Origin of the sequence: Apibacter raozihei, from assembly GCF_004014855.1 — a bacterium.
GTDB lineage: Bacteria > Bacteroidota > Bacteroidia > Flavobacteriales > Weeksellaceae > Apibacter > Apibacter raozihei.
This window is the reverse complement of record NZ_CP034930.1, coordinates 840152-859349: the sequence shown is the minus strand read 5'-3', so window position 1 is coordinate 859349 and position 19198 is coordinate 840152. Positions and strand designations below refer to the sequence as shown.

The 19198-nt window shown below is 30.1% G+C and carries 20 protein-coding genes; 8 read left to right on the top strand and 12 right to left on the bottom strand.

Annotated features, from left to right (window positions below; genetic code table 11):
• Window positions 1-957: a glycosyltransferase gene (locus EOV51_RS03900; protein ID WP_128150051.1), complete on the top strand. Its 957-nt coding sequence runs from the start codon at window positions 1-3 to the stop codon at window positions 955-957.
• Between the two features lie 9 nt (window positions 958-966).
• Window positions 967-1857 carry a glycosyltransferase family 2 protein gene (locus EOV51_RS03895; protein WP_128150049.1) on the top strand — a complete coding sequence of 297 codons (891 nt, stop codon included), beginning with the start codon at window positions 967-969 and terminating at the stop codon, window positions 1855-1857.
• Between the two features lie 5 nt (window positions 1858-1862).
• Here EOV51_RS03895 and EOV51_RS03890 read toward each other — a convergent pair whose 3' ends face one another.
• Together EOV51_RS03890 and EOV51_RS03885 are read right to left on the bottom strand one after the other, a co-directional pair.
• Window positions 1863-3167 (bottom strand): nucleotide sugar dehydrogenase, encoded by a 1305-nt coding sequence (locus EOV51_RS03890; protein WP_128150047.1) that lies wholly within the window; start codon window positions 3165-3167, stop codon window positions 1863-1865.
• A 19-nt stretch (window positions 3168-3186) separates the two neighbouring features.
• Window positions 3187-4242: an NAD-dependent epimerase gene (locus EOV51_RS03885; protein ID WP_128150045.1), complete on the bottom strand. Its 1056-nt coding sequence runs from the start codon at window positions 4240-4242 to the stop codon at window positions 3187-3189.
• 147 nt (window positions 4243-4389) lie between these two features.
• Between EOV51_RS03885 and EOV51_RS03880 the strand changes: the two genes are divergently transcribed.
• Together EOV51_RS03880 and EOV51_RS03875 are read left to right on the top strand one after the other, a co-directional pair.
• The gene (locus EOV51_RS03880) at window positions 4390-5145 is read left to right on the top strand and encodes a 5'-nucleotidase C-terminal domain-containing protein (protein ID WP_128150043.1); all 756 of its coding nucleotides are present in this window, start codon (window positions 4390-4392) and stop codon (window positions 5143-5145) included.
• A 7-nt stretch (window positions 5146-5152) separates the two neighbouring features.
• Entirely contained in the window at window positions 5153-6085 is a 933-nt protein-coding gene (locus tag EOV51_RS03875) for a metallophosphoesterase (protein WP_128150041.1), read from the top strand.
• Here the strand turns inward: EOV51_RS03875 and EOV51_RS03870 are convergent.
• The 8 genes from EOV51_RS03870 to EOV51_RS03835 form a co-directional block, all read right to left on the bottom strand.
• Window positions 6073-6732 (bottom strand): YggS family pyridoxal phosphate-dependent enzyme, encoded by a 660-nt coding sequence (locus EOV51_RS03870; protein ID WP_128150039.1) that lies wholly within the window; start codon window positions 6730-6732, stop codon window positions 6073-6075. The genes EOV51_RS03875 and EOV51_RS03870 overlap by 13 nt on opposite strands.
• Before the next feature lie 163 nt (window positions 6733-6895).
• Complete coding sequence (locus tag EOV51_RS03865) at window positions 6896-7915, bottom strand: tetratricopeptide repeat protein (protein ID WP_228427712.1); 1020 nt, start codon at window positions 7913-7915, stop codon at window positions 6896-6898.
• On the bottom strand, window positions 7902-9530 hold the full coding sequence (locus EOV51_RS03860; RefSeq protein ID WP_128150035.1) for a hypothetical protein: 1629 nt from the start codon (window positions 9528-9530) through the stop codon (window positions 7902-7904). The genes EOV51_RS03865 and EOV51_RS03860 overlap by 14 nt, the downstream gene beginning before the upstream one ends.
• Window positions 9514-11853, bottom strand: a complete 2340-nt coding sequence (locus tag EOV51_RS03855) for a hypothetical protein (RefSeq protein ID WP_128150033.1) — start codon at window positions 11851-11853, stop codon at window positions 9514-9516. The genes EOV51_RS03860 and EOV51_RS03855 overlap by 17 nt, the downstream gene beginning before the upstream one ends.
• Window positions 11850-12584 carry a hypothetical protein gene (locus tag EOV51_RS03850; RefSeq protein WP_128150030.1) on the bottom strand — a complete coding sequence of 245 codons (735 nt, stop codon included), beginning with the start codon at window positions 12582-12584 and terminating at the stop codon, window positions 11850-11852. Before EOV51_RS03850 ends, EOV51_RS03855 begins: the two co-directional genes overlap by 4 nt.
• Window positions 12560-13729: an AAA family ATPase gene (locus EOV51_RS03845; RefSeq protein ID WP_228427711.1), complete on the bottom strand. Its 1170-nt coding sequence runs from the start codon at window positions 13727-13729 to the stop codon at window positions 12560-12562. The genes EOV51_RS03850 and EOV51_RS03845 overlap by 25 nt, the downstream gene beginning before the upstream one ends.
• Window positions 13693-14340, bottom strand: a complete 648-nt coding sequence (locus EOV51_RS03840; protein WP_128150026.1) for a hypothetical protein — start codon at window positions 14338-14340, stop codon at window positions 13693-13695. The genes EOV51_RS03845 and EOV51_RS03840 overlap by 37 nt, the downstream gene beginning before the upstream one ends.
• Window positions 14341-14417: 77 nt before the next feature.
• Entirely contained in the window at window positions 14418-15209 is a 792-nt protein-coding gene (locus EOV51_RS03835; protein ID WP_128150024.1) for an ATP-grasp domain-containing protein, read from the bottom strand.
• Between the two features lie 180 nt (window positions 15210-15389).
• Here EOV51_RS03835 and EOV51_RS03830 point away from each other — a divergent pair, with 180 nt between their 5' ends.
• Together EOV51_RS03830 and EOV51_RS03825 are read left to right on the top strand one after the other, a co-directional pair.
• The gene (locus tag EOV51_RS03830) at window positions 15390-15722 is read left to right on the top strand and encodes a HopJ type III effector protein (RefSeq protein ID WP_128150022.1); all 333 of its coding nucleotides are present in this window, start codon (window positions 15390-15392) and stop codon (window positions 15720-15722) included.
• 75 nt (window positions 15723-15797) lie between these two features.
• The gene (locus tag EOV51_RS03825) at window positions 15798-16106 is read left to right on the top strand and encodes a DUF3817 domain-containing protein (protein WP_128150020.1); all 309 of its coding nucleotides are present in this window, start codon (window positions 15798-15800) and stop codon (window positions 16104-16106) included.
• A 48-nt stretch (window positions 16107-16154) separates the two neighbouring features.
• Here EOV51_RS03825 and EOV51_RS03820 read toward each other — a convergent pair whose 3' ends face one another.
• Window positions 16155-16898, bottom strand: a complete 744-nt coding sequence (locus EOV51_RS03820) for a YebC/PmpR family DNA-binding transcriptional regulator (RefSeq protein WP_128150018.1) — start codon at window positions 16896-16898, stop codon at window positions 16155-16157.
• 110 nt (window positions 16899-17008) lie between these two features.
• Window positions 17009-17794, bottom strand: a complete 786-nt coding sequence (gene nadE, locus EOV51_RS03815; RefSeq protein WP_128150016.1) for an NAD(+) synthase — start codon at window positions 17792-17794, stop codon at window positions 17009-17011.
• Window positions 17795-17846: 52 nt separating this feature from the next.
• Here nadE and gldB point away from each other — a divergent pair, with 52 nt between their 5' ends.
• The gene (gene gldB, locus EOV51_RS03810) at window positions 17847-18845 is read left to right on the top strand and encodes a gliding motility lipoprotein GldB (protein ID WP_128150014.1); all 999 of its coding nucleotides are present in this window, start codon (window positions 17847-17849) and stop codon (window positions 18843-18845) included.
• Between the two features lie 23 nt (window positions 18846-18868).
• On the top strand, window positions 18869-19195 hold the full coding sequence (gldC, locus tag EOV51_RS03805) for a gliding motility protein GldC (RefSeq protein WP_128150012.1): 327 nt from the start codon (window positions 18869-18871) through the stop codon (window positions 19193-19195).
• The last annotated feature ends 3 nt before the right edge of the window (window positions 19196-19198 follow it).

Sequence of the window (19198 nt, the reverse complement as noted above, 5' to 3'; positions counted from 1 at the left end):
GTGAGAATTTCAGTTGCGATATGTACTTATAACGGAGAAAATTATCTAAGCGGACAATTAGATAGTATTGTATCTCAAACAGTTCAACCAGATGAAGTGGTGATTTGTGATGATGGTTCAACAGATAAGACTCATTCAATAATTGAAGAATTTCAAAGTAGATATCCCTCTATGGTAAAATTCTTTCATAACACAACTAATCTAAGGGTAATTAAAAATTTTGAAAAGGCAATAAATTTATGTAACGGAGATATCATTTTTCTGTCAGATCAGGATGATGTTTGGTTTCCCTACAAAATAGAAACCGTATTGAATCACTTTCAAAAAAAACCACAATGCAAGGCACTTTTTCACGATTTAAAGCTAATGAAGGAAGATAGTGAGCTACAGCAGACTATTTGGGATGTATTATTATTTAAAAATGTCTTTAATAATATTTCACTAAACAGTAAATTTGTTGAATATCTACTTAAATACAATAATGTTGTAACGGGTGCAGCATTAGCTTTCAAAAAAGAAGTTAAAAATGATATTTTACCGTTAGATTCTGGCTTAATTCATGATTATCAAATAGCAATTAAATTAGCAATTAAAAATAGTATATCAGCAATTCCGGAAACTCTGGGTTATTATAGACTTCATAAAGGACAACAAATTGGAATCGATAATAACAAAGTAGATATAAACAAAAAAGAATCTATTTTAGAATTTTTTACAGGTATAACCGACTGGTATATAGAATTACAGTTTCTATCGATAGCATTAAACAGAGCAGAAAATTATGAAAGTTTTATTCCTGGTTTATCAAAGTATGTTTATATTTTAAAAAATAATAGTAAAGAAGCTAAAAAAAATTTTTTTAAAAAGACTCCTTTTTTTAAAAAGAAACGGATATTATTACGCTGGTATAAATACAAAATTTTAAATACGACAATAAAAGATATTTTACTTAAATAAGAATATAAAATGAAGTTAGCAATTGTAATACCTTATTATAAAAAACAATTTTTTGCACAAACTTTAGATTCATTAAAAAAGCAAACCAATCAAAGGTTTAACATTTACATTGGTAATGATGCCAGTCCTGAAGATCCCAAAGACTTGATTCAGGAATATTTGTCGGATAGACAATTCGAATATTTTGAATATCCAACTAACCTCGGCAGTAAAAATTTAGTAGAACAATGGGAAAGAGTAATTGATGAGACTAAAGGAGAGGAATGGATTATGATTTTGGGAGATGATGATTATTTATCAGATAATGTTATAGAAAGTTTTTATAGTCATCTGAAAGAAGTTGATAGCTTAAATATAAACTTAATAAAGTACGCTCAACAGTTAGTTGACGATAACAATAAATTTTATTCTTACAGGACAAGCCATCCCAAAATATATTCAACGGTTAAATGTTATATAGACCGAACCTATGGTAGATCTCGCAATAGTATAAGCGAAAATATTTTCAGATATACAGCATATAAAAAATATAAATTTAAAAAATATCCTTTAGCTTGGCCTAGTGATGATATGGCTTGGCTGCAATTCACAGATTTTGGTAACTTCTATTTTATAGAAGAAGCTACATTTTACATTCATTCTGGAAATTATAATATATCAGGTAAAAATGACAAACAAGATATTAAAGGATATGGAGCATGCTTGTTTTATAAAGATATTTTTTTAAATTATGAAAAGCACTTTCCAAAAAAAGAACTCTTTAAGTTTTTACGATTTTACGAAAATACTTCAAAAAAATACAATCTTCCAATAGAAATAAATTTAAACAAATATTATCTTAAATACGGAGGCATTTTGCCTTGGTTATTGTCAATCAGGAGAAAACTTCTAAATAACTAAATTCATTATAACCGATGATCGGCTACTTCTTTATTTAAAAAAGATTTGCAATCATAAATTAAAGATTTTTCTTTACATAAGTCTTTGATATTTATGTTTCTAAAGTCGTCGTGAGGAACCGCTAATATAATAGTATCAAAAGCCTGTAGAGGAAGGGTGGTAAGAATATCAATACCGTATTCACGCTTTACAGCTTTAGGATCTGCTACCGGATCATACACAGTTACAGATAAATCATATTCTTTTAAGCTCTTTACAATATCAATCACCTTAGTATTTCTTACATCAGGACAGTTTTCTTTAAAAGTAAATCCTAAAACTAAAATCGAAGAGTTATTAATAATAATATCTCTTTTTATCATTAACTTGATAACTTCAGAAGAAATATAGCAGGCCATTGAATCATTTAAACGTCTGCCAGCTAAGATAATTTCAGAATGGTAACCCATTTTCATAGCTTTTTGTGCAAGATAGTAAGGATCAACACCTATACAATGGCCTCCTACTAATCCCGGCTTGAAAGGAAGAAAATTCCATTTTGTGCCAGCAGCTTCTAATACTTCCGAAGTGTCAATTCCCATCAAATTAAATATTTTTGCAAGTTCATTAACGAAAGCAATATTTATATCTCTCTGAGAATTTTCTATTACTTTAGCGGCTTCAGCCACTTTTATACTAGATGCCTTAAAAGTACCTGCTTTTATAATGGAAGCATAAAGTTTATTTACAAAATCAGCCGTCTCTGAAGTTGAACCTGAAGTTACTTTTTTTATTTTAGTAAGGGTATTTACCTTATCACCAGGGTTTATTCTTTCAGGAGAATAACCAGCGAAAAAGTCAATGTTATATTTTAATCCGGATATTTTTTCTATAACCGGAATGCAATCTTCTTCTGTACATCCTGGGTAGGTAGTTGATTCGTAAATGACTAAATCTCCTTTTTTTATGACCTTCCCTACAGTTGTACTAGCCATGAGCAAAGGAGTTAAATCAGGCTGATTAGATGAATCCACGGGTGTGGGCACAGTAATTATATAAACTAAAGAATCTTTTATATCGTCAATTTGATTGGTAGGAAAAAAACCATTTGAAGACTCAATAAAATCGGATGATTTTACTAAAACGTCTGAAATTTCACTTTTTGAAACTTCTAACGTATGATCAAAAGAATTTCTTAATTGAGTAACTCTATCAGAAGATAAATCAAATCCAATGACTTTATATTTTTTTGCAAATTCCAAAGCAAGAGGCATTCCTACATATCCTAGGCCTATAACAGAAATTTTCAATGATTGAGAAGTTAAGAACATAAATTATTGTGTCAAAAAATTAAGTAATTTGATAAAAAGATTTATACCAGTCGATAAAATGTTTTATCCCGGTTTCAACAGAAGTCTCAGGTTTAAAATTAAAATCAGCCATCAAATCACTAACATCAGCAAAAGTAGATGGGACATCACCGGCCTGTAAAGGTAAAAGGTTTTTGATAGCACGTTTCCCTAATTCCTTCTCTATAGTTTCAATAAAATAGGATAATTCAACAGGTTTACTATTTCCGATGTTATATAACTTATAAGGAGCAAAAGAGGTTGATGGATCTGGATTTTGAGGATCCCAGTTTTTGTTACCGGATGGAGGGTGATCATTAACCTGTACTATACCTTCTATAATGTCCGCAATATATGTAAAGTCACGTTGCATTTTACCGAAGTTATATACACTAATGGGCTCGTTATTTAAAATAGCCTTAGTAAAGAGAAACAAGGCCATGTCAGGCCTGCCCCAAGGTCCGTAAACAGTAAAAAAACGTAATCCTGTAGTAGGTATATTAAATAAATGACTATAAGTATGAGCCATCAATTCGTTACTTTTTTTGCTTGCGGCATATAAGCTCAAAGGATGATCCACATTATCCTTTGTAGAAAAAGGTTGTTTTTCATTCAATCCATAAACACTAGAGCTGCTTGCATAAGTTAGATGTTTTATTGAGTAATTCCTGCAACATTCTAAAATATTTGTAAACCCTATGATGTTAGAATCTATATAAGCCTGAGGATTTTCTAAAGAATATCGTACTCCAGCCTGAGCAGCAAGATTGATGACTTTATCAAATGATTCTTTTAAAAATAATTGATCTAGATTTTTTTTGTCTTCAAGATTTAGTTTAATAAACGATAATTTAGAATATTTATGACTTCTAATGATACAGTTGTAAGCTAAATCAGACTCTGTAAATCCAAGATTATTTAATCTTCCGAATTTAATTGAAACATCGTAATAATCATTAATATTATCAAGACCTATTATTTCATCTCCCCTTTCAGAAAGTACAGACGCAAGGTGATATCCGATAAATCCGGCAATTCCTGTTATAAGGATTTTCATTTAATATACTTTGAATTATTTAAGGTTGAAAAAATTGAATAACAAAGATAAGCTTTTATAGTCATTTGTTTTTATTTAAAAAATAAGAAAAGTGCATATAAAATATTAGTATTTTTGAAAAATTTAAAACCTCTTTAGCTAATATTTATGAAAGTAATCAGAAAACTAAGTTTATATACGTTTTTCACATTGTTTTTGATCGGCTGCAAAACGTCGGTTACTCATGAGTTTCATAAAACCTATCTCAATTCAGTTATTGACGATGAGATACAAGAAAATAAAGAACTTGCCAGAAAAATTGAGCCATATAAGCATCAAATTGATTCTATTATGAGTCAGCACGTAACCTATGCAAACGAAGACTATACAAAATCTGGTTATTCGAGTAATGAAGGAAATTTACTTGCAGATTTAATATTAGATTATTCCAAGAAGTATGCTAATAAGCATAATCTTTCTTTACCAGATTTCTGTTTATTAAATTTAGGTGGGGTGAGAACTATAATTCCAAAAGGAGAAGTTACCGTTGGTTCTGTATTTGAAGTTGCTCCTTTCGAAAATGAAGTGGTTTTTGTTCAAATGAATGGAATATTAATGCAGGAAATGTTTGAGTATCTTCAAAAAGAAAAAGTAGGGCATCCTTTAGCAGGAATAAAAATAGTCTATAATCAAAACCAAACTTTAGTAGCAGAAATTGCTGGAAAGCCTTTCGATAAAAATAAAACGTATTGGGTTGCTACTAATGACTATTTAATGACAGGTGGAGACCGTATGTATTTTTTTACGAAATCTGAACATAAAATTATTCCTAAAATTATTTTAAGAGATGCACTTATCGAAGAAATGAGTACATATAAAACACTTCCGAATAGTAATGAAATAAGGTTACAGTTTCAAAATTAATTATAACATGAAGAGAAGAGACTTTATAAAAACATCAGCAATTGCAGGAACTGCATTAACACTTCCCAACATTGCATTTGCATCTGATATACTAAAATCGGACAAGAAAATTACCATATTACATACAAATGATCAACATAGCCGTATAGAGCCATTTCCTGCAACATATACTAAAAATCCAGGTCAGGGAGGTTTTGCACGTCGGGCAACGTTAATAGACAAAATAAGGAAAGAGCAAGAAAATGTTTTGCTGGTCGATTCCGGAGATATATTTCAGGGGACTCCTTATTTTAATTTTTTTAAGGGGGAGCTCGAATTTAAGCTAATGACAAAAATGGGATATGAAGCCTCTACGATGGGAAATCATGAATTCGATAATGGATTGGTAGGTTTTAAAAGCCAATTACCACATGCAGGATTTGATTTTTTATGTTCCAATTATGATTTTACTAATACAATTTTAGAAGGATGTACTAAAGATTTTAAAATTATTGATAAAGGAGGCGTTAAAGTAGGATTGTTTGGTATAGGAGTTGAACTGGAAGGACTTGTGGCACCCACTTGTTATTTGGAAACTCAATATAATAATCCGATAGAAATAGCTCAGGATAGAGCAAGAATGTTAAAAAAAGAGAAAAAATGCGACTTAGTTATATGTTTATCTCATATTGGATATAAATATCCGGGTGATCCTAATAAAGTTTGCGATATCAAATTATGTAAAGAAACGTCTAATATAGATTTGGTATTAGGAGGACATACGCACACATTTTTTAAAGAACCTGAAAAATACCTCAATAAAGAAGGGAAAGAAGTATTGCTAAATCAGGTAGGATGGGCAGGTCTTTTGCTTGGACGAATTGATTATCTTTTTACAGAAAGTAATACGATTAAAGAAATTGCAAGTACGGCAATTCCTATTGATAATCAATGGGTATAATCTCTGGGCCCAAATAGCTTGCTTCCAATTCGAACCATTGTGCTTCCACATTCAATAGCGATAGGGTAATCATCAGACATTCCCATAGATAAAATTGTTAAATCAAATTCTTTTTGATGGGAAACATAGAAATTATTTAGAGAAGAAAACTCTTCTTTAATCTGATTAATATTATCGGTAAACGAAGCCATTCCCATACACCCTCGAATTTTAACATGTTCAAATTTACCTGATTCTTTCTCTACTAAAAGCTTTAATGCCTCATCGAAAGAAAGTCCATACTTGGTTTCTTCCTGAGCTATTTTAATTTGCAGGAGAACAGAAATCACACGACTATTTTTTTTTGCTTCTTTATTAATGGTTTGAAGTAATTCTTCACTATCCACAGAATGTATTAAGTCAATAAAAGGTGCAATATATTTGACTTTATTCTTTTGAAGATGCCCAATTTGATGCCAGTGAATATCTTTAGGTAAAACAGGATATTTTTGAGTAAGCTCTTGAACTTTATTCTCTCCAAAATCCCTTTGTCCCGCATCATACATAGCTTGTATTTCTTCTACAGAACGAGTTTTAGATACAGCAATTAATTTAACATTTTCAGGGATACTTTTTAAAATAGTTTCCAAGGATTTATTTGAGTTCATAGTTTACAAATTTAGTAAAAGTATAGAACTTAACATATATAAATGAAATTAACTGATAATGCTAAGAATATTATATTTTAAAAAAACAATTCAAATGTTTAAGGCTTATTGTCTTGATAGCTAAACAGAAGTTAATTAAATGATATTTATAAAAAACTAATGATTAACCGGTAAATATTTTATTATTTCCAGTTTTGTACCGTATAATATCTTTTCTAATAAATGTATCTTGTGGATTAAAATATTGAAGTTCATTAACTACCATGGGATGCGAATTAATTTTATCAGCGATTATTTCATAAGCCATATTTTTTATTAAAGTTTGTAGTTCTTTGTTTTTAGTGAAAAGTTTTTTAAGAACCTTGAGAAAAATTAATTTTTGATTAGGTAAAACTAAAAAATACAAACGTTCAATTTCTTCTTTTAATTTGAAGCTATCAGTATAATTATTTAAATAAATGATAAGACAGTTATAAGCGTCAAGATTTTTATTCCATCCATCGAGCAGAATTTTTTGAGCACTATCACAATCATTCATTTTTTTACTATAAATTAAAGATGCTTTTACGAACTGATTATTTTGAATATAGTTATTAATAACCATTTGGTAATAATTGTTGGCACTATTTACATCATGTATTGCAATATATAAATCACCCACTTTTTCATATTCCTTCAATTCTCTGTATAAACTTATTGCAGAATGATATTGAAAGGCCATCACATAACATTGAGCAGCCGCTTTTTTGTCTTTAAGTAGTTTTAAATAAATAATAGCCGCTTCGCTATACAATTTTCCTTCTTTTAAAACTTTAGCTGCCTTATAATTGTTATTTAAAAGTTTTGAATATACTTTAGCCGCTTTTTTATATTCTTTTGATTTAATATAATTTTTAGCAATTTGTTCATATTTGTTTTTGATTTTATTAAAATTAGAAGAATTAATTGCAGCTGTATTTGTATTGTCTGTTGAATAATTAGTGTTGTTGTTATTCTTACGTTTTAAACGTGATATAATAGAGAGAATAATAAACATAATGACAAAAAAAATGACTAATTCAACTATAATACTTTTTACAGAAAAATCTACTATTTTGGATAATATTCCAACCAGCTTTAATATTCCAAGAATAAAAATGGCTGAATAAAATTTATCAATAAAATTTTGTTTATTTTTCATCATCTGCATTTAATATATTTTTATTTTCATCAAATAGTCGTAATAGAATCAAGAAGCAACAAAATATAATAATATATGTGAACCAGTTATATCCAAAATTTTCAATGAGAGGGTAAAGTAAATAAATGATCGTACCTAACAAAAAGATTAGTAATATTAATTTGGTTACAAAAGAAATCTTATTTCCTCCAAAATTCACAGATTTATTTTTAAATATAAATAAATAAAAAGAAGAAAGACATAATAAGAATATCGAAAGTGAAAATATTTCAATAAATGAAGTGTTCCTGTCAATAGTTTTTTTAGGTTTTTCGGCAGTAAAATCAGATGTAAAAGTTGATTTTGGAATAATTCCATATTTTTGTTCTAAAGAATCTCGTATTAATGAAGATTTTTTATTCCATATTGTATTTATTTGTTCGGTAGTAATTGAATGGTATGGGTTTACATGTTGTAAAGAATCCCGAATCAGAATTAAATAATGATTAGATTTTATACTTATATAATTTTCAATTTTCTTATTATATATTTCAACTAAAGAATCATACGAAAGCTTTATTTTGTCCATTTTCAAATCTGATATTTCTCTAATATCAGATGTATTAAGATCTTTTTGATTAGAACTTTTATTGCTCTTATCAGTAGATATTTCTTGAAGATTTTTATCAATTATTTGTTTCTGATATCCATAAATCGAATCTAACGTTTTAAAAATTTCAGTTTTACTTAACATAGAAGTTGTTGGATATACCCAAACATTCTCTTTGGAAGTGGAATTATTTTTTTTATCGGGATGAAATATAAAAATTACACAGCATTTAATTAAAATAAACCCTAAGAGATAAAGCGTCCATCTGTATGGGCCATTTGATAATTTGTTTATGTTCTGCGAAAATGATTCAAAAAAAGGTTTATTGAAAGTATATGAAGCCCAGCTGTCTCCTCTGGATGAATAGGTTACGTCTAGAGGTACACCTAAATCAACCGCCCGATTCGGATGTTTTTCAATATAGTTCAAATATTTTTGAAATTCTTTATGGTTGCCAGCCAAAACTTTTTTAAGGTTAAAAGGAAGATCCTTAATCCATTCTTTTTCTGTCTTAGGTTCAGTGAGTTCTTCTAGAAATTTATTTTCATCTATTTCAAGTATATATTCATTAATCTTACTTGGAGCTCTAATCCCTGATTCAGGTTTGAGAATTTTAATGTTTTGATTGATATTCTCGGCCTGTATAATTGTTGTCCAGTCAATAATCTCCCGGAGTTCCACTAGTCCGAATTCAGGGCTCATGATATAAAAATCAGAAGTTAAAACTATTTGATCTTCATCACATATCTGAGGGTTGATGATTGAGTATTCGGGAATAAACAGCTTATTATTAATGCATTGGTAATATAAGTTTTTTCCTGCCTCCCTAGGAATATAATCTTTTAAAATCAGAAAACAGCCATAAAGAACATTTGCTTTATCTGATGGAATAGCATAGACTAATGTTTTCTCCAAATCTATCTCCATCATTTCAATTTCCTTTAACCAGGCATATGGTGAACTATTTATGATCAAAATACCGGTTTTAGGATATAAATTTTTCCAGAAAGGTTTAACTTGCAGCATCATATTGTATAATATGTTTTATAAAGGTTTGTATATATTCAGAATACATTTTCTTTATATTTATTACTTCAAGTTGATGAATTTCAGGCAGATAATACTTGTTTCCGCTAAATGTTAGGTCCGTAGCAATAGCTAAATCTTTAAATAATACACAAGGTATATAAAATTGGGGAATATTTATATCCATACTTTTGAATATAAGAATACCATATTTATCATGAACAATCGAGCTGCCATCTGCAAACGTGTATGTATTATGAAATTGTTGGGCTTTTGAAATAAGCGGATCTTTTGTTCGGTAGTTTAATGACAAAAAATTAGTATCAGTAAGATTAAGTTCAAATTTATTAATGGTTAATTTTTCTTTGTTTGTTATACCAATAGTAGATATGTTTGTAACTAATTTGACCCCTGGTATGTTTGGGCCAATATATTGATTCTCTCCATTATTATATTCTTTTTCTATTTTTCTGCATTCATTGACTTTGTTAATTTTAAGATTTCCTTCTATGCTCAGGTTATAAACTACGGTAAATCTTTCATCATGTAAGTAAAGTTGTCCATTTAGACACATGAGGTGAATATCAGGAGTAAACCATTTATTGTTAGATAAATCCAGCTCTGAATAAATTTTGGTATCCAGATTAATTTTTGATAATAAAGCTTTTTTATTTTGAAATTGATATAAAACATGCTCTCCATTTAGATTCTTAACTAATTCAAAATCGCCTTTTAGTTTTATTGATATTTGCGAGTATAAAGTTTTATATCCTGAAAATATATTTTTAGTTACATGGTCTATTATCACCAGTTGTCTTTTAGATGTTAAAGCATAATATAAACCATCTAAATAAAAGGTATTTATCCAGTTATCGGGAAGAGGTAAAAGAATAGGATAATCACTAGGTAGTTCTACTGATTCATTATTTTTAATGTTACTAATATGAGATGGTTCCCATAGTTCCTGTAAAGGAAATATAATCTTTTGAAGATGTTTTCTGGAATTTTTGTAATGTTTGAAAATATTTAACTCTCCGGAAAAAGAAGTGGTAATTAAGTACTTTATTTTATCTCTGTTAGAATAAATAGTATTTTGTAATTCCGTATTTTCAATACTTTCTTGACAAGTCACAAAAATTATCTCCTGATCTTTTTTATATTCGTTTTTAAAATATTTTTTCAACGAAGCAGAGCTTTCTAGTAAAGGACTGACCTCATTTAGTCCTTGAATAACATCAGTAATATTTTCAAAAGCTGTTGATATAGAGTTATTGTTTAGAATTACAGCAGAGCTGTGTATCGTACTTTTCGGATGCTTGATTATAGCAATAGCAGTGGCAAATCCTAATATTTTAGGCGTTCCCCAGTTTTTTAAAGAAACATCAAGTAAAAGTATTCTTTGCGGATTGTTTTCTTCCGGAGGTATTTCCCTTTCAATATACAAAACTTCGTTATTTGCAATTCTGCTAATAAACATTTCATTTTCGTTAGCGAACTCTGATAAAATGATTCTGTGCATTTCCCCCTTATTGCTTATATCAGCAATATCTCCAGTAGGATATTCCCCCAGTAAAGGATGATACATAGGTATTTTAATTCCACTCTGAATTCTCTTAATAAGACTCCCAACTTCAAAGGTTTCTTGATTTTTTATTAGCTCCTGAATAAAATCAGTGTCAGATTTTGAAGAAATAATGGGTTCGGTAAATTCTACTTCTGGCTCTTTATTCCATCCTTTAATATCGTTTATTAGCGTTGTAGCGTTTGGATATTTTTTGTGTAACAAAGATAAAGTTCCAATATCTTTATTAAGAACAGAGTCTGTTAGTATTATTTTTTTACTGCATTCTAATGTAACTTTAGGGTTTTGATTATATTGCTCAATAAGTATTTCTGCCTTTTTAGCAGAAATAGCATTATGACAATTTTTAAATACAGTTTGTAAAAGAATTACCTTATTTTGTTTCTTTTTTAAATTATTATTTAGAGTCGAAAGCATTTCAAGAAAACATAAGGCAGGCTCAATTAGCTCACTAATTTCTTTTCTGGATTTTAATCTATTGAGGTAATAAAAAATCCCATCTAAATTTAAAGGACCTTCCTGTGTTGCATAAATAACAAGTAAAAGAGATCCGAAAGGCGGCAATCCTTGTGGTTGTAGAGCTTTTAGCACTTCAATAATATATGGGAAATAAGAAATAGTACCTACGTTGGGAATAGTAATCAGGTTGTTTTCTGTGAATTCAGATTTATCAGCAAAATCAGTATCTGTTTCCCATTGCCAGAAGTATTCTTGGTACGATTGAAAATATTGGTTTAATTTCATTTGTTTTTCTGAAGGGTTAACCGAAGAGAGCTTGCAGAAAGTTCGGTAAAATCATTTTTACTAAGCATGACATAAGCACCTTCCTCATTCCATAAAATCAAGTGATTAAGCAAAGGATTGTATTTTTTCTGAAAGAGCTTGCTATAATTACGAAATTCAAAATCATATCCACAAGGTATTAAGTGTCCGTCATTTTCCCAAAAAGTCTGTCCCGGAAGGCTTAGTAAGGGTAATCCTATTATTAAAGCCATATTATCAATTAATATCCACCGTAGTGTTTTTAATTTAAACGAGGAAGTTTTAACTATATTAGTCTCAATATCATACAATTTTACATAAATGGCCGTTGCTATATGTTCTTCAGTAGAACTTTTTAATGATGCTGTAACTTTTTCTTGAATACCGAAATAATTAGAATTACTTAAAGGCAAAGTAAGTTTAATTGCAATGTTTATAGGAGTCCAAAGTAATTTTTTTAATTTCATACTAGGAACTAAATCATTATTTTTAAATAACCATCCATCATCATATCTATACAGAACTAGCTGAGGAAGTATTTTAAATTCGGAAGAAATCATTTGTCCCATTGTAAAATTTTTCAACCAAACAACTTGTTCGTCCCAGGCTATTTCTATGTTGGACCAATTTCTGATTGAGCCTAAGTAGCTTTGATAACAACTAGGAATAATTGCAAAATAATTGGTTACTAACTGTGAAGAATTTTCTTCCATAAACCATCAATTTCTTTTAGTATGAATTTTTTTTGATCTTCGTTAGGGAGCCAGCTGCAACGGGTCTGTAAATATCTTAATTTATCTTTAATCAAATTTTGTTCATCAAAATCGTTAGAAGCATTCTCCCAATTGTAAAGCAATAAATTAAAATCTTTCATTAATTCTTCAGGATCAGGGCTTTTATTTTTAAATGCCTGTATATGAGCATTCGCTTTATCATCCTTCTCAATAATTCGGTTAATGATACCTTCAAGCAACTCTATCTGTTCCTCTGTATCCCAGGTATATTTTAAAACCCATAAATCGGATAAAATAGCTTCATTTCTTCCACATATTAAGGCGCTTGCAGCTATAAGATTTTGTATTTTAACGGCACGTCTGTCTGAAATAGCAATTCCAATATTTCTCAATTCAATTATAGCTTTTAGATAAGCTTCGTAAACTGAATGTAAATTTACTGTTCTGCAGAGGGATTGCAATTCAATAATTTCCTGAGGATTAATGGCGGGTATAGGTTCTAGATTGGTATGGTTTTCTAATTTTCTTCCTGCTATCAGAACATGCTGTAGAAGTTCAATATTTACATAATCAACCTTAATACGAATAAGAAATCTATCAAATAGAGCATTTAATGCTTCATCTTCCGGAAGGACATTACTGGCACCTACAAAAATAAGAGCAGGTAATTTTTTGTTTTCTTTCCCGCGTTTAAATATTTTTTCATTTAAGGCTGTTAATAAGGAGTTTAAAATCGCAGAATTTGCATTAAAAATTTCATCTAAAAAAACCATAGAGGCCTCCGGCATCATTCCTTCTGTATTGGTAATAAGTTCTCCTTCTTTTAATTTCCTGATATCAAATGGACCGAAAATTTCATTCGGTTCAGTAAATCGAGTAAGTAGATACTCAAAATTTTTACCATTTATAATTGAGCTAGACAGTGTTCTTACAATAGCTGATTTTGCTGTGCCGGGAGGTCCGTACAGAAATGCATTTTCACGAGCTAAAAGACAGATGCCTAATAAGTCAATAACCTCCTCCTTACCAATATAAATATTCTTGATATGAGTGAGTATAGCAGTTAGTTTTTCAATAGTATGCATAATTAATGATCTTCTGTTATATAATTTAATTCTTTCCAAAAATAGTCTTTGTTAATTCCAAATTCGCTCTTAATTAATTTATTTATATAAGGCTGTTCAGCAAGAAAAAAGGATTTTTTTTCGATAATCCTTTCTAAATACAGTTTTCTATATAAAGGTTCATCCAATTCATTTTCCCAATTTAAAGTTTTATTTAGACCGAAATATCCAATAGCGGAATAATGGAATGTATGTAAAATCTGTTCTAAATTAGGGATTAAAGGATCGTCCACATCTATTATTTTAAGAGAATCTAGAATTGGAGGTAAGAATCGCAACATTAAGTCTGCAGATAGAATGGCTGAGGTTGTTAATTCTCCCTTAAAAGGATGTATAAGAGAAGAAATTTTTTCCGTGGTATTTTCTCTTATAATAAGTAATAGGCCGCTATGGTAGACAAGCTTGGCCGCCCATAAAGCACTTTCGGGATGAAAGTCAATACAATCATTTAAAAATTCAAGTCTCTCATTTTCAAATTCTGATTTTAGATAATTAATAACTTGGTCGCTTTCTTTTTTTATAATTGGATGTATACCTGAATATAATTGAAGTATCTCACGATTCCTTAACTGTTCAATAGTTTTAAAAAAATAGAGCTCTTGGGACGACATTGCACAAAAGTATAATTTTTTGCCTGTATTACAAAAATGATAATTAGCAGTAAATATTATTTGAGGTTTTTCTTGTCTTAATTTTCTTTTTTAGTAGTCGAGAAATAAATATTTAACGCTTTTATAATTGCTTTCACATTTGTATTGGGATAAAATCCTGAACTGTTAATACAATTGATTTCAACTATCTTCCATCCATTGTAAGTTAATCCGATATCTAAAACAAAAGCCTCCTCCGGTTGATAGAGATCGATCATATTTTTCGCAAATGAAAGCCCATCTTCAGAGACTTTATCTTCATAAAGAATGTTTTCATTAAATCGGTAATACCCACTGTCAATAATTTGACTGCCAATTACCCATATTCTTGCTTCTTTTAATAACGTAGTTGATTCGGATACTAAAATTAGTGTGTCTTCTTGAAGTTTAGTGTAAGTATTATGTAAAGATTCATAAATAAAATCTGTCCATTCAGTCTCTGAGAATGCTTTTCCTGTAAACACTTTTGCATCAAGATAAGGTTTTATAAATTTTTTCTCGTCACTTTTCCAATCGAGTTGATCTTTGATTTTGTGAATTTCTACTGGATAATTAACTAAGTTAGTTGTATAGTATCTGGAATAAACTTCATACAAATGATTTCCCCCGTAAAATGAGCCTGGGTACCAGTCTGTTCGTTTTTTAGCTAAACGGGCTAATGTAACTGATCCATAAACAAAAATATCGTTTCTATTTATATTTAGGTTGATATCTTTAGTATCGTAAGTCAAGTTGATTTTATCGTATTCTATTTTTAGTTCTTCTAGAACTTTAAATATTTTATAATGATCGGGGTCTGCATAGATGTTTTCTTGAACTAAAAAGTACATTTAAATTTATTAAGATAAATATTGTTTAAAACTCAACAAATATATTTCTTTTTGAAAGAAGAAATAAATAATGTCATATTTATTTATAGAGTAGTGTTATTCTCTAAGTAGAGATTTATTTTAATAATGCTGAAAATGTAAAATAATAAGTTTTATTTTTGAAAAAAATAAAAATAACAAATGATACTTGAAAAGATAAAAACTTATCCAGACACTGTTCAATTTAACGAGGTGATTGAGCACATAGATAATAAGTATGATTTTATACCTACAAAATTTAAGAATGGAGAAATAGTTAATGAAGAAAATCAAAATAATGGATCCTGTAAATTATTTAGTTTTGCAAAGTTACACAATCTATCTCAAGAAGAAACGCTTCATCTTTTTGGTGATTTTTACAGAGAAGAGGTTTTAAAAAAGCCGATGGAAAATAATCATTTAAATATTAGAAATTTTATTAAATACGGATGGGAAGGTATTTTGTTTGAAGATATAGCGTTAAAGGAAAAATGATTTTATGCCCTACCTCGATGTTGAAAAACATATATTCATAATTTTTATATTTGTAGATTAAGATAGATAAAGCAGATGAACGAAAAAAAAATAGAACAATGGTTTAAAATAGCTTGTTATGCAGAATGTGTAAGCTGTGTATTATTGTTTTTTATTGCTATGCCGTTAAAATATTCCTTTCATAATACTATATTGATGATTCCTGCAGGAATTATTCACGGAATTTTCTTCACAGCATATTTAATATTAGCTGTTCTTGTACGAAAAATATATAAATGGGATGATGAAGATTTTGTTTTTGCCCTTATGTCAGCATTCTTTCCATTCGCCACTTTATGGGTAGAAAAAACGTTGGCTAAACCCGATAGAAATCAAAAAAAATAGAGTTTACCAATAAATGATAAACTCTAAAGTTATTCTAATTTAGAAAAATTAACTCATTGCATTTTGCAGTTCCTCTGTTATTTCCATATTGTGGAAAACATGTTGAACGTCATCATCATCTTCAAAACGTTCAAGCATTTTCATGATGACCTGAGCCTGATCTAAAGGTAATTCTTTCGTAGTATTTGGCAATCTCTGCAACTCAGCACTCTTAGGCTCTATTTTCAATTCTTCGAATTTATGGTTCATAGAACCGAAATCTTCGAAAGAACTAGTGATAATAACTTCATCTTCATCAGCTTCAACCTCTTCAGCTCCCGCATCAATCATTTCAAGTTCAAAGTCATCCCAATCCAGAGTTATAGCAGATTTATCCAGTGTAAATATACCCTTTCGGTCAAAGATAAAAGTCAACTCACCATTTTTGCCTAAGTTACCATCAAACTTATTAAATATAGCCCTTACATTAGCAACAGTACGGGTAGAATTGTTAGTAGTACACTCAAGATAAATGGCAATACCTCCAGGACCATAACCTTCGTAAGTTATTTCATCGTACTGTTCAGCATCAGCTCCCGAAGCTTTTTTAATAGCCCTTTCAACATTATCCTTAGGCATATTAACCCCTTTCGCATTAAGTAAACAACGACGTAATGCCGGATTAGCTTCCGGATTAGAACCACCGGTTTTAACTGCTATAGCAATTTCCTTTCCTATTCGGCTGAATTGTTTAGCCATTTTATCCCATCTGGCTAATTTTGAAGCTTTTCGATATTCAAATGCGCGTCCCATATTAGATTTTAATTTCTAGTGGCAAAAATAGTAATTTGTAAATAATTGTGATATTTCCCTAAAACTATTTTTTAATAAATAGATAAGGGTTTATCTGTTTTCAAAATCCGTTAAAGTAATTCTTCTGGAATTTTACAAACAGGAATAGGATTAATTTTATGCTGTGCCAGTCGGTTAAGCCTGTCATAAATATCAAAAACTTCTTTTTGTCTTCCTGTAAAATCATCAGCAGAATGATTTGCATATACACTCATGGCCCATTCAAGTTCAGGATAAGTTGCTCCGATTTGATCCTCATCAGAGCGATCATCTCCCCAAAGCCCATCCGTTGGTTTAGCTTTTTGAATATCTTGGGAAACTCCTAAAACCTTAGCTATTTCGTAAACCTGACTTTTAAGCAAATCAGCTATAGGACTTATATCCACGCCGCCGTCTCCATATTTGGTGAAAAAGCCAACTCCAAAATCTTCAATTTTATTTCCTGTACCACATACGAGATACCCGTGTAATCCGGCAAAATAGTATAAGGTAGTCATACGTAGTCGGGAACGAGTATTAGCAAGCGCAAGATAAGTGTTTTTATGAAGTTCATCTACATTCAATTCTTTTTTCAAGACTTCAAAAGACTCAGTTAAATCTACTCTTTTTGTAGAAACATTTGGGAAATTTTCAGCAAGAAACTTCATATGTTCCTGCGCACGAGTTACCTGTTCTACAGGCTGGTGTATTGGCATTTCAATCAACAATACAGGTTTTTCTGTTTTTGCTGCTAATGTGGAAACTACTGCTGAATCAATTCCTCCGGAAACACCAACTACAAAACCTTGGGTTTTGGATTGTGTAATGTAATCATTTAACCATGTAACTATATGAGAAATTACTTCTGTTGTTCGCATAATATTGTACCTTTGTCTATAGTTTATATCTAGAAAATTTAATGTAAAGATAATGAAGATTATTAAATATTTACTAGTAATTATTGGGTTGATAGGTTGTACCCGAAAAGAGAGTACAAAAAATGAAAGATGGAATGTTGATGTAAGTGGTATCGGTGTAAATTTAGATTTTACAGATATTTCCAAAGATTTTTATAATTTGGAATTTCCTATCTCCGAATTTCGGAAAAAATACACTTTTTATCTGGATTCAAACTTCCCGGACAAAGAATATGAAAAGCAAAGAAGAGACACTACTGAATTAAATATTTATACTGAAATAAAAAGCAAAGTTAACCAGGATAAAATAAAAGAGGAACTTAGCAATTTATTCAGGCATATCAAATATTATTATCCGGATTTTGAAGTTCCTAAAGTTTATTTATACTCATCATTCATTACAGATCATCTTTCTCCGGTAACCTACGTTCCCAACCAGAACTATCTGTTTATTGCGGCAGATTGCTTTTTAGGATATGGTAATAAATATTATGATATGATGAAAATTGACAGATATCTTCAGGTAACTATGGATCAGAATTTTATTGCTCCCAAGGTTGCGCGTGCGATTATAGATGAAAAATCGTGGGTTCCTAAAGAATGGACCAGCCAGTCTTTCGTATCCCAGATGATTTATCAGGGGAAAAAATTAGTCCTTGAAGATGCTTTTTTACCCAAATTACAAGATAGGTTTAAAATAGGATATACCGAAGAACAGATGAAATGGGCAAGAGATAATGAATTTGAAATCTGGAATTATTTCATTCAGGAAAATTACGTATTTAGTGATGATATATCATTATCCGATCGATTCCTTACATTAGCACCGTTTTCCAAATTTTATACGGAAGCTGATTCAAAAAGTCCCGGACAGATTGGTAGCTGGGTAGGCTGGCAGATTTCCAGAAAATATATAAACGAAAATCCGGATATAAGTTTACAGGATTTTATAAAAATTAATAATCACGATCAAATATTTGCTAAATCTAAATACAAACCGGAACCAAAATAAATCAGATACACAAAAGTAATACGATGAAAGAAACAGAAATTAATTTTTCCATACAATTAGATGAAAACCATATTCCTGAAAAAATAGTTTGGGCAGCTCCCGACGGAGGCATTATTGGAGCAGAGACTAATTCGGTTTTATTATCCGTTTGGGATGATAAAAAAAAAGAAGCCTTGCGTATTGATCTTTGGACTAAAGAAATGCCGGTAGATGAAATGAAACGTTTTTTTCATCAGGTATTGGCTTCTCTTGGCGATTCTTATCAAAGAGCTACGGATGAAGAAGACGTGGCAGATGAAATCAGAAGATTTGCTGAGTATTTTGCAGATAGAAGCGGAATTAAAATGTAACAT

Bases quoted from the DNA above. Each gene is read 5' to 3' on its own strand.
- EOV51_RS03840 (WP_128150026.1), bottom strand. From the start codon at position 14,340: ATGTCGTCCCAAGAGCTCTATTTTTTTAAAACTATTGAACAGTTAAGG.
- gldC (WP_128150012.1), top strand. From the start codon at position 18,869: ATGAAAGAAACAGAAATTAATTTTTCCATACAATTAGATGAAAACCAT.
- nadE (WP_128150016.1), bottom strand. From the start codon at position 17,794: ATGCGAACAACAGAAGTAATTTCTCATATAGTTACATGGTTAAATGAT.
- EOV51_RS03875 (WP_128150041.1), top strand. From the start codon at position 5,153: ATGAAGAGAAGAGACTTTATAAAAACATCAGCAATTGCAGGAACTGCA.
- EOV51_RS03895 (WP_128150049.1), top strand. From the start codon at position 967: ATGAAGTTAGCAATTGTAATACCTTATTATAAAAAACAATTTTTTGCA.
- EOV51_RS03890 (WP_128150047.1), bottom strand. From the start codon at position 3,167: ATGTTCTTAACTTCTCAATCATTGAAAATTTCTGTTATAGGCCTAGGA.
- EOV51_RS03835 (WP_128150024.1), bottom strand. From the start codon at position 15,209: ATGTACTTTTTAGTTCAAGAAAACATCTATGCAGACCCCGATCATTAT.
- EOV51_RS03820 (WP_128150018.1), bottom strand. From the start codon at position 16,898: ATGGGACGCGCATTTGAATATCGAAAAGCTTCAAAATTAGCCAGATGG.
- EOV51_RS03855 (WP_128150033.1), bottom strand. From the start codon at position 11,853: ATGAAATTAAACCAATATTTTCAATCGTACCAAGAATACTTCTGGCAA.
- EOV51_RS03865 (WP_228427712.1), bottom strand. From the start codon at position 7,915: ATGATGAAAAATAAACAAAATTTTATTGATAAATTTTATTCAGCCATT.
- EOV51_RS03880 (WP_128150043.1), top strand. From the start codon at position 4,390: ATGAAAGTAATCAGAAAACTAAGTTTATATACGTTTTTCACATTGTTT.
- EOV51_RS03860 (WP_128150035.1), bottom strand. From the start codon at position 9,530: ATGATGCTGCAAGTTAAACCTTTCTGGAAAAATTTATATCCTAAAACC.
- EOV51_RS03825 (WP_128150020.1), top strand. From the start codon at position 15,798: ATGAACGAAAAAAAAATAGAACAATGGTTTAAAATAGCTTGTTATGCA.
- EOV51_RS03870 (WP_128150039.1), bottom strand. From the start codon at position 6,732: ATGAACTCAAATAAATCCTTGGAAACTATTTTAAAAAGTATCCCTGAA.
- EOV51_RS03850 (WP_128150030.1), bottom strand. From the start codon at position 12,584: ATGGAAGAAAATTCTTCACAGTTAGTAACCAATTATTTTGCAATTATT.
- EOV51_RS03885 (WP_128150045.1), bottom strand. From the start codon at position 4,242: ATGAAAATCCTTATAACAGGAATTGCCGGATTTATCGGATATCACCTT.
- EOV51_RS03830 (WP_128150022.1), top strand. From the start codon at position 15,390: ATGATACTTGAAAAGATAAAAACTTATCCAGACACTGTTCAATTTAAC.
- gldB (WP_128150014.1), top strand. From the start codon at position 17,847: ATGAAGATTATTAAATATTTACTAGTAATTATTGGGTTGATAGGTTGT.